This window comes from Shewanella sp. TC10 (genome assembly GCF_009663145.1).
GTDB lineage: Bacteria > Pseudomonadota > Gammaproteobacteria > Enterobacterales > Shewanellaceae > Shewanella.
The window spans coordinates 46807-55823 of the sequence record NZ_VKHR01000033.1 but is presented as its reverse complement, the minus strand read 5'-3'; the positions used below and the strand labels follow the sequence as shown (position 1 = coordinate 55823).

Here is a 9017-nt window from a genome sequence, read left to right as displayed (position 1 = left end):
CTTCATTCCAGTTATTTATTGCACCATCACTAGAGCCTGATGGACGAGCCTGGTTACAGGGGTTAATTAACAAATTGGGGGTGGTGATTGACTCTTGTGGCAAAGGTGCAAAATTCGCGCGCTGGGCATTTGGCTATTTACTCATTAATTCATCCATATCCCCAAAATCCATTGCCCTTTGGGTACAACCTTGCACACATAGAGGTGGCTTGCCTTAGGCTTACTTGCTTTTACAGCGTTATTTCTAAGCCGTTTCATGCCAATGCAATATATTGTCATGCCTTTGGTTATTTTATTTGGCATTACTTGGCAATATTTAAGCCAAACTACACCTAGTTTTAATTTCGCACAGGCAGCACCTTGGCATTTGAGTTGGCCAGAAACTCATGAGTGGAGTTCGGCTGCTATTTTATTAGTGCTGCCGCAGTTAGCTTTAACGTTAACGAATGCGGTAATCGCAATATCGGCGATGGCGAAAGATACGTTTCCTGAAGACAGTGAGAAATTTACCCCGCAAGCTTTTGCAAAGAGTTCAGGTTGGGCAAATTTACTCATGGCGCCTTTTGGCGGCGGAGCCATGTGTCATGGTGCAGGCGGGTTAACTGTTCAATATCACTTTGGCGCTCGTACTTGGATTGCTCCAGCTATTTTTGGTACCAGCTGTTTATTAATAGCGGCATTTTGGGGGCAGGGAATTGCAACTGTGCTATCACTTATTCCGCTTGCGGTATTGGGAAGTTTACTGGCTATTGCAGGTACTCAGCTTGCTTGGTCAAAGCGATTTATTGATGGTAAACCTTTTTGTATCTTCGTTATTTTTACCACAGCGTTAGCGTGTCTTGCTATTAACACTGCTGTAGGATTAGCCGTTGGGGTGGTCTTAGAGTTGGGGCGTCACCAATGGCAAACCTTGTCAGCGCCGAAAAACTAGCTTCAAAATCGCCTCCTTTGAGCGTGATGGCGATCACAATGTCATCATGCTCATTTGTCATCTTGTACATGCGAAGTGACTAATGAGCAAACTGTGTTAACATTTTCATTTAACCCTTCCTTATTGTGAGCTAAATGAAAAATACCCTTTCCCGCGGTTTAACCAACTTATTACCTATGGTGTTAAGTCTCTGGTTATTTTGGTCATTGTTCATATCTTTAGACGGCTTAGGTCATTTATTACTGGATATTGTGGACCTTGAAAATAGCTTTGTTGGTGCTGGGTTTATTTTAGTTGCTGTATTGGTCTTTATTTCGGGACTGTTATTTTCATTTAGCCCTTTTGCTTGGTTATACGGCTGGGTTGAACAGCAGTTAATGAAGTTTCCTTTATTCAAGTCTGTTTATGGCAGTATCCGAGATATTGCTGGCTTAATGAAGCGGGATGGTAAGCCGAAGAATCAAAAAACAGTGTTAATTAAGCAAGCCAACGGTGGCTATGTGGTTGGCTTTATTATGAATCAGACTGCGCCGCAACCTTTGACTGAAGCATTACCTGAAGGTGATTGGGTACCGGTGTTATTCCAGTTAAGTTATCAAATGGCCGGTGTTACAAGCCTAGTGAAACGAGAAGATCTAATTGAAGTCGATTGGTCTTTTGAAGATGCGATGCGCTTTAACTTAACCGCTGGGATCTCAGCGAAATCGATTACAGCAGTTCATGATAAAAAACCGCTTAAAAAGTCTGTAGAAGAAAATCAGACTGAAACAACTGACGCAAAATAACAGTTTTTAAAAAGCCTTACTGGCTTTGTCAGCTTTTACTCCCTTGAATACTCACAAGGGAGTATTCAAGCTCTCACTTCACTCTTTTATTCACTTCACACTTCTACTCAGCCAATTTTCTATAATGCGATTATCCATAACCAGTTAATTTGATAATCCAACTTTCGAGCTAATGTTAGCTGCTGATATCTTAAGTTAAAACTGAAATATTAAAGCTGTCATCTTTCCCTTATAAACTAACTATTAACCTTTATGACTTTTCTGACATTGACAAGTTTTTGGCAGTGACTGTGTAGCTAGATTGATGTTTGCTGTTAATGTTATGTGATAGGTGTGATCGCAAAGTAAAGCTTTGTTCAAAGTGTATGCTGTTAAACAAAGTGAGGCGGTTAATTATGCTAATCTAACGATTAGTTTTTAGGGAATCCATATTATTAGCTGCTGATTAACCTAAATTTCTTTTCACTCCAAACTAGGAGTATTAATGTTACGTAAGGCCAGTATAAACCCGCCTGTATTTTTTTCGTCTGTCACCCTAATCACCCTGATGGTCCTAATGTGCGCTATATGGCCACAACAATCTGCTGACTTTTTTCAGTCAGTACAATCATGGTTGCAACTTAAAGTTGGATGGTTGTATATCGTAGGGGTCGCCATTTTTATTATCTTCATTATGTTTGTCATGATGAGCCGCTTTGGTGATATTAAATTAGGTCCTGATCACGCAGTACCTGATTACAGTTATAAAAGCTGGATTGCGATGTTGTTCTCGGCAGGTATGGGCATCGGTCTGATGTTCTTTGGTGTTGCAGAACCTGTAATGCATTATTTAGCGCCGCCTGATACTAGTCCAGAATCTATTGAAGCTGCGAAAGAGGCAATGAAAATTACCTTTTTCCATTGGGGGATCCATGCTTGGGCTATATACGCTGTCGTTGCGTTGAGCTTAGCTTATTTCTCTTACCGTCATAAATTACCATTGTTACCACGTTCAGCGCTTTATCCACTATTTGGTGAACGCATTTATGGTCCAATTGGCCATATTGTCGATACTTTTGCTGTGTTGGGTACCATGTTTGGCGTCGCAACCTCGCTTGGTTTTGGCGTGCTGCAGGTTAACTCAGGTTTAAGTTATCTTATTGAAAGCTTCCCAAACACTGCGATAACCCAAGTTGGCTTGATTGTGGTGATAACCGCTATTGCTACCTTGTCTGTTTTCTCTGGCCTTAATAAAGGGGTTAAGCGCTTAAGTGAGCTTAACCTTGGGCTAGCGATATTCCTACTGGTTGCTGTGTTATTACTCGGCCCTACCGTCGCTTTACTGCAAGCCTTTGTGCAAAACACGGGTGGCTATTTAAGTGACTTAGTGGGTAAAACCTTTAATCTTTATGCATACGATCAAAAAGAAGATTGGATTGGTGGTTGGACTCTACTTTATTGGGGCTGGTGGATTTCATGGTCCCCATTTGTCGGAACGTTTATCGCACGTGTTAGCCGAGGTCGAACTATTCGTGAGTTCCTGATTGGGATCATGTTTGTACCATCTGCCATTACCTTCCTATGGATGACAGTATTTGGTAACAGCGCTATTGATGCAATTATGAATCATGGTGCAACTTATCTTGCAGAAGCGGTCTCGACAGATGTCTCAGTTGCCTTGTTCAAGTTCTTTGAACATATGCCATTTTCATCTTTATTGTCGATTGTCTCAGTGTGTTTAGTGGTGACATTCTTTGTGACGTCATCTGATTCAGGCTCGTTAGTGATTGATAACTTAACCTCTGGTGGTGATGAAAAAGCACCGGTTTGGCAACGTATTTTCTGGGCTATCTTACAAGGTGTTGTAGCATCAGTATTATTGCTTGCTGGTGGCTTACAAGCACTTCAAACTGCCGTTATCGCAAGTGCGATGCCGTTTTTGATTGTAATGATGTTGATGTGTATCGGTTTGTTCAGGGCTCTGCAAGACGATTACTTGAAGTTAAACAGTGTTCAGTCTCACAACACCAGTGTGCAATTTGCTAAAGCCAACATGAGCTGGAAAGATCGTATTGACGTATTGGTTTCTCAGCCAACTCAAGAAGATGCGCAAAAGTTCCTTGATAACATTGCCAAGCCTGGCCTTGAAGAAGTAAGACAAACATTTGCCGCTAAAGGCGCATCTGCAGTGATTACTCAAGACGATGAACGTATTAGGTTAGTGATTGGTAATGCTGAAAACGAAACCTTACCGTTTGCCTATGGCTTGCGTGTACGAGCATTCACCATGAATGGCGCAGATATTGAAGTGTTTGATAGTGATCAGGATTACTATCGCGTGGAAGTGTTCTTAGAGCACGGTGGCCAGCATTATGACGTGATGGGGTACACCCAAGAGCAGATTATTGCTGATATCGTCAATCAATATGAACGTTATCTGCATTATCTGCATTTATCTAATTCAGAGTTGGTGACGGACTAAACAGTCGGTAATCATCTTTGCTAGATATAATCATTAGACTCAGTCTGTGATAGAAAACATTGCCCCAAGTGATAACTGAGATTATCCTTGGGGTAATTTTTTAGGTTAATATTTATAATTAGCCATTAATGGTACATAAACAAAAGTTGGAAAGTTGATGTCAGGTACTCAAAGCAAACTCGATAAAGTCTTAGCGGAAGCGAGAGAATATAAAGCCAGCCGAGAAAAGGGGTACCGCGAACAAGCGTTAAAACTCTACCCTTGGGTTTGCGGACGTTGTACACGGGAATTTACTCATAAGAACTTAAGTGAACTTACGGTACATCATGTTGACCATAATCATGACAACAATCCATCAGATGGCTCTAACTGGGAGTTATTGTGCCTGTATTGCCATGATAACGAGCATTCTCGATTTGAAGAGTTGATCCGTTATGGCAGTACCACTGAAGTAAAGCAAGAAGCAGCAACTTACAATCCGTTTGCTGATTTGAAATCGATGATGAAAAAATAAAGTTTTCGTCGATAAAAAATAAAAGGTTACCTATATGGGTAACCTTTTTTGTTTAAGTAAGCTTTCCTTCTGCAGCAAGCCATTTTTCGCGGCTGATAACTTGCTGACTGTTACCTCCCTTCATGGTTTCCTTTCTTGCGGGGAGTAAAGCCCAAATTTGCTGCTGACGTTCTTCACTCGCTTTTCCCCAACCTACAATTTCATTGATATGCCTGAAACAACCCATACAAAAATCATCATCGTTGAGTCCGCATTTGGCAACGCAAGGTGAGTGCATATTTAGATCCTATAATTAAACGTTAAGGGAGCAATTGGCTTTATATATTTTCATTAATAACACTAGACACAAAACTCGATAAAAATTAGTCTGCGATGAAATTAAATTATTATATATCAACTGGTTAATCTTACTGGTTAACTGTCGCTATTTTGTGTTTTATTGTAACTAATGCGACCGATTAATGTTGAGTAAGCTTGGCTAAATTGCTACAGGTTTGTGGAGAATACCATGAAAACATGGCTATGTTCAGCAGTAAAGCGCATGTCATTTGTGACAATGATGGGCTTAAGTTTAGCGGTAATGACCGGGTGTTCGTTACTTGAGGTAAAACTTGAAAGCGGTGTAGAACCTTTGCCAAAAGAGCAAATAAACATGCGAATGTTTAGCCGTGAGTTTAGCTACTCTTTTTATACTCAAGTAGAAGCCAGTGCTGATCTTATTGCTAACAGCACAGATGATGTCAGCATTATCTCGAATACTTTAATGTGGAAAATTTACTCTGAACAAAACCTTCAGCGTGCTATTTTTCAGGCATCACCCGTTGCTGCAATGTTAGATACATGGGTGTTTACCGAGCAGATGAATCAATACTTTTCTGAAGGCGCTGGTAGCGATGTATTTGGCGAGCATCAATCAATCGCCATTGAAGCTAGCCAAATGCTGTCGACTCAATTTGCTAAAACGGTTAAAGGGTTTGTGGGCTCAAGTAGTTACAAAAAGCATCAAGCTTTTGTAAAACAATATGTAGCTGATAATCCAATTCAAGATATAAGTTTTAGCCGAACCTCTGCGTTTCAAGACTGGCTAGCCTACAGCGAAATTTCAGAATTTGAAGCAATCACCACATTTGGCTCAATGCCCGAAGTGATGAGTGACATGTCAGATAGAATGGCGATGACGACTCAGCAAATGCCTAAAATTCTAGGCTGGAAAGCGGAGCTGTATGCTTTGCACGCTGATGTAAATGCAGCAGATGTTGAACAAGCCCTTAAAAACATCAGTGAGACAACCGTTAAGTTTCAAGCGTTAATGGAGCAAACGCCTGAGATGATGACCATGTTGGCGACGGATATGCGCACTGAACTCAGCCCCTTACTGGCTGAATTAAGTGAGTTAACCGATGATAAAATTCAGCAACTCAGTAAAGAGCGTGAAACCTTAACTTTGCTACTGACTAATGAGCGTGAAGCTTTAGTTGAGATGGTCACCAGAGAGCGGGTAGCAGCAGTGCAAGATATTGATGATTTGACCCAGAAAACAGTTGAGCAAGTGTTTAAGCAAATCACTGAAACTCTCAAAAGTTTGATTTTGTATTTCATTTTGTTCTTAATCGCGGTATTTTTTGCGCCATTAGGATTCGGTGTCTGGTTAGGCAAGCGAATGGCAATAAAACAACAAGCATAAAAGGTTTCGGCATTGGCTATTAGTTCACCAAACACGCAAAAGCTTACGCAAATCAGTGCATGTTTAATGTCGCTGAGACCTTTGTGGCAAGTGCAAGCATTTGAGTGTCAATCTTTACCTTGGGAGCAATTGTTTCCAACTTTGGCAAAGAGCGTATGGCAAATAGACGATGCCGATATTGATGCATTAGATATTGATCAGCAAAAGTTAGTCTCTTTTTTGTTGCCAAGTTTACTGGAAGATATAGCAACAAAAGCTGACAACGCAATAAAACCAGATGAGTTAGCGGCAATGCTAATGAATGACGGGCAGGCTTGTCATCAACCGAGTATTGGCCATCAACCGAGCATTGATAGTCTGCTCAGATTATCAGAAAAAGAGTTAAGCCATTTTAGTGCCCATATAAAAGGCCGAAAGTGGCAACAAATTACTCAGTTTGCAGATCATGTCCCAATGGATAGCTTACCTATTTTAGAGTGGTGCGCAGGAAAAGGGCATTTAGGCAGATACTTAGCGAAAACCCATGATACCAATGTCACTAGCCTTGAGTGGCAACAAAGCTTGTGCGACCAAGGTCAAGATTTTGCTAATCGCTGGCAGCTTCAGCAGCAGTTTCGCTGCACGGATGTGTTTAAGTTAACTGACAATCCTCTAAAAGCTAAGCAACATGCAGTGGCTTTACATGCGTGCGGTGATTTGCACGTTAAATTAATAGACTTAGCTGCTCAATCAGAGACTCAGTCAATTTCGTTTTCACCTTGTTGTTATCATTTAATTGAAGCTAAGCAATACCAGCCATTATCTAACGTTGCTAAGCAAGCTGGCTTTAGGTTATCGCGCCATGATTTACAGTTGCCATTACAACAAAGCGTAATAGCCAACCAAAAACAGCTAAGCCTAAGACATCAAGAGATATGTTGGCGCTTAGCTTTTGATAGTTTGCAGCGTGATGCCACTGGCTCGAATTGTTACTTGCCCATTCCCAGCATCAAACGAAGTCAACTTTCAGCAAGTTTTACTGAGTTTTGTCATTGGGCTGCTGCGCAAAAGCAGGTCGATATTACTGCTATCAAAGATATAGAAAAATATTTACATATTGGTTTTCATAGACAACGCCTAACACGACGGATTGATTTAGTGGCTCACTTGTTTAGACGGATTTTAGAGCACTGGCTAATATTAGACAGAGTGTGCTTTTTAGAGCAACATAATTACCAAGTTGAAGTGTTTGAATTTTGTTCAAACAGTATTACCCCAAGAAATAGCCTCATTCAGGCTCAAAAAAGATAATTACTATTATCTATGTTCGAATTGTTATCTAACTCGCTGTTATATATTCCTATATTTATATGCGGCAGATTAAACCTAATTGACCAGAAAGAAATTTTTGTCATATAAAGTGTGGTTTAGATAGATTTATCTGCGACTAAAAGTGGTTTTATATTGAATATTTGGGTTTTTCTTGCTCAAATGGCGGGTTAATAACAAATACCAATAAATACGGTTGCTGAAAGTGACCTTAAAGTGAGCGATTGATACGGTTTCATGAAATATTCCCGCGTTTTTATTAATAGTATGGCTTATGAGTTAGCACCCCAAGTGGTGTCTAGCCTAGACCTAGAATCTCGCCTTGCGCCGCTTTATCAAAAGTTTCGTATTCCAATGGGGCAATTAGCTGCATTAACCGGTATCAAAGAACGTCGTTGGTGGCCAAAAGGCTATCGTTTATCTGACGGTGCTTTATGTGCAGCGCGCAAAGCTGTAGATGAAACAGGCATTAGTGTAAGTGATTTAGGCGCTGTGGTTTATACCGGCGTTTGTCGCGATCAGCATGAGCCAGCGACTGCATGTCGTGTTGCTGCTGAGTTAGGTGTGTCTAAAGATACTGCGATTTACGATATCAGTAATGCATGTTTAGGTGTGTTGTCGGGTATTTTAGATATTGCAAACCGCATTGAGTTAGGACAAATCAAAGCGGGTATGGTGGTTTCGTGTGAATCTGCTCGTGATATCGTTGAAGTCACCATTGATAACATGCTGTCAGAACCGACGATGCAAAACTTTGCTCAGTCTTTAGCGACCCTTACTGGTGGCTCTGGCGCTGTTGCGGTTATTTTAACAGATGGCAGTTTGCCCCTTAGAAATGACAGACAGCACCAGTTGTTAGGTGCGAGCCATTTATCGGCTCCTGAGCACCATGAGTTATGCCAATGGGGCCTGCAAGAAACCAGCCCTAACTTCTATCGTGAGTTTATGCGCACTGACGCTGTTACCTTATTAAAAGAAGGTGTTGATTTAGCTAAGCATACTTGGGAGCACTTCTTAACCCAACGAGATTGGTTAGTTGAGCAAGTGGATAAAGTGATTTGTCACCAAGTTGGCGCATCAAACCGTAAGCAAGTATTAAACGCGTTAGATATTCCTCATGAGAAAGAATTTCCAACTTATGAAACACTTGGCAACATGGGCACAGTCTCGCTTCCTGTTACGGCTGCGATTGCACATGACCAAGGTTTTTTAAAGCTAGGCGATCAAGTGAGCTTTCTAGGAATAGGCAGTGGATTGAACTGTATGATGCTTGGCATTAAGTGGTAGTCATCCAACTGGTTATTTAACAGTATTATAAAAATTATTAGGAAGCA

The 9017-nt window shown here is 41.0% G+C and carries 8 protein-coding genes and 1 pseudogene; 8 read left to right on the top strand and 1 reads right to left on the bottom strand.

What is annotated here, in order from left to right:
* The 5 genes and pseudogenes from FNZ24_RS21700 to FNZ24_RS12570 all read left to right on the top strand — a co-directional run.
* Positions 1–218 (top strand): hypothetical protein (locus FNZ24_RS21700; protein WP_228768475.1); only part of this gene is annotated, 218 nt, incomplete at its 5' end.
* Positions 215–931 (top strand): annotated as a pseudogene (locus FNZ24_RS12585) (putative sulfate/molybdate transporter); the annotation flags it as partial. The gene FNZ24_RS21700 and the pseudogene FNZ24_RS12585, both read left to right, overlap by 4 nt.
* A gap of 134 nt (positions 932–1065) precedes the next feature.
* The gene (locus FNZ24_RS12580; protein WP_153914822.1) at positions 1066–1716 is read left to right on the top strand and encodes a DUF502 domain-containing protein; all 651 of its coding nucleotides are present in this window, start codon (positions 1066–1068) and stop codon (positions 1714–1716) included.
* A 484-nt stretch (positions 1717–2200) separates the two neighbouring features.
* Positions 2201–4177: a BCCT family transporter gene (locus FNZ24_RS12575; protein ID WP_153914821.1), complete on the top strand. Its 1977-nt coding sequence runs from the start codon at positions 2201–2203 to the stop codon at positions 4175–4177.
* A 157-nt stretch (positions 4178–4334) separates the two neighbouring features.
* Entirely contained in the window at positions 4335–4691 is a 357-nt protein-coding gene (locus tag FNZ24_RS12570) for a YajD family HNH nuclease (protein ID WP_055022992.1), read from the top strand.
* 52 nt (positions 4692–4743) lie between these two features.
* Here FNZ24_RS12570 and FNZ24_RS12565 read toward each other — a convergent pair whose 3' ends face one another.
* A complete protein-coding gene (locus FNZ24_RS12565; protein ID WP_153914820.1) occupies positions 4744–4968 on the bottom strand; it encodes a DUF1289 domain-containing protein in 225 nt (74 codons plus the stop codon).
* A gap of 231 nt (positions 4969–5199) precedes the next feature.
* Here FNZ24_RS12565 and FNZ24_RS12560 point away from each other — a divergent pair, with 231 nt between their 5' ends.
* The 3 genes from FNZ24_RS12560 to FNZ24_RS12550 all read left to right on the top strand — a co-directional run bounded on the left by FNZ24_RS12560 (position 5200) and on the right by FNZ24_RS12550 (position 8970).
* Positions 5200–6375 carry a chemotaxis protein gene (locus FNZ24_RS12560; RefSeq protein ID WP_228768474.1) on the top strand — a complete coding sequence of 392 codons (1176 nt, stop codon included), beginning with the start codon at positions 5200–5202 and terminating at the stop codon, positions 6373–6375.
* A 66-nt stretch (positions 6376–6441) separates the two neighbouring features.
* A complete protein-coding gene (locus FNZ24_RS12555) occupies positions 6442–7665 on the top strand; it encodes a methyltransferase (protein ID WP_153914827.1) in 1224 nt (407 codons plus the stop codon).
* A gap of 255 nt (positions 7666–7920) precedes the next feature.
* Positions 7921–8970, top strand: coding sequence for a 3-oxoacyl-ACP synthase III (locus tag FNZ24_RS12550; protein WP_153914819.1), 1050 nt, complete (start codon positions 7921–7923; stop codon positions 8968–8970).
* The last annotated feature ends 47 nt before the right edge of the window (positions 8971–9017 follow it).

Excerpts from the sequence above, each read along its gene's own strand:
- FNZ24_RS12580 (WP_153914822.1), top strand. The coding sequence starts at position 1,066 with ATGAAAAATACCCTTTCCCGCGGTTTAACCAACTTATTACCTATGGTG.
- FNZ24_RS12575 (WP_153914821.1), top strand. The coding sequence starts at position 2,201 with ATGTTACGTAAGGCCAGTATAAACCCGCCTGTATTTTTTTCGTCTGTC.
- FNZ24_RS12570 (WP_055022992.1), top strand. The coding sequence starts at position 4,335 with ATGTCAGGTACTCAAAGCAAACTCGATAAAGTCTTAGCGGAAGCGAGA.
- FNZ24_RS12565 (WP_153914820.1), bottom strand. The coding sequence starts at position 4,968 with ATGCACTCACCTTGCGTTGCCAAATGCGGACTCAACGATGATGATTTT.
- FNZ24_RS12560 (WP_228768474.1), top strand. The coding sequence starts at position 5,200 with ATGAAAACATGGCTATGTTCAGCAGTAAAGCGCATGTCATTTGTGACA.
- FNZ24_RS12555 (WP_153914827.1), top strand. The coding sequence starts at position 6,442 with ATGTCGCTGAGACCTTTGTGGCAAGTGCAAGCATTTGAGTGTCAATCT.
- FNZ24_RS12550 (WP_153914819.1), top strand. The coding sequence starts at position 7,921 with ATGAAATATTCCCGCGTTTTTATTAATAGTATGGCTTATGAGTTAGCA.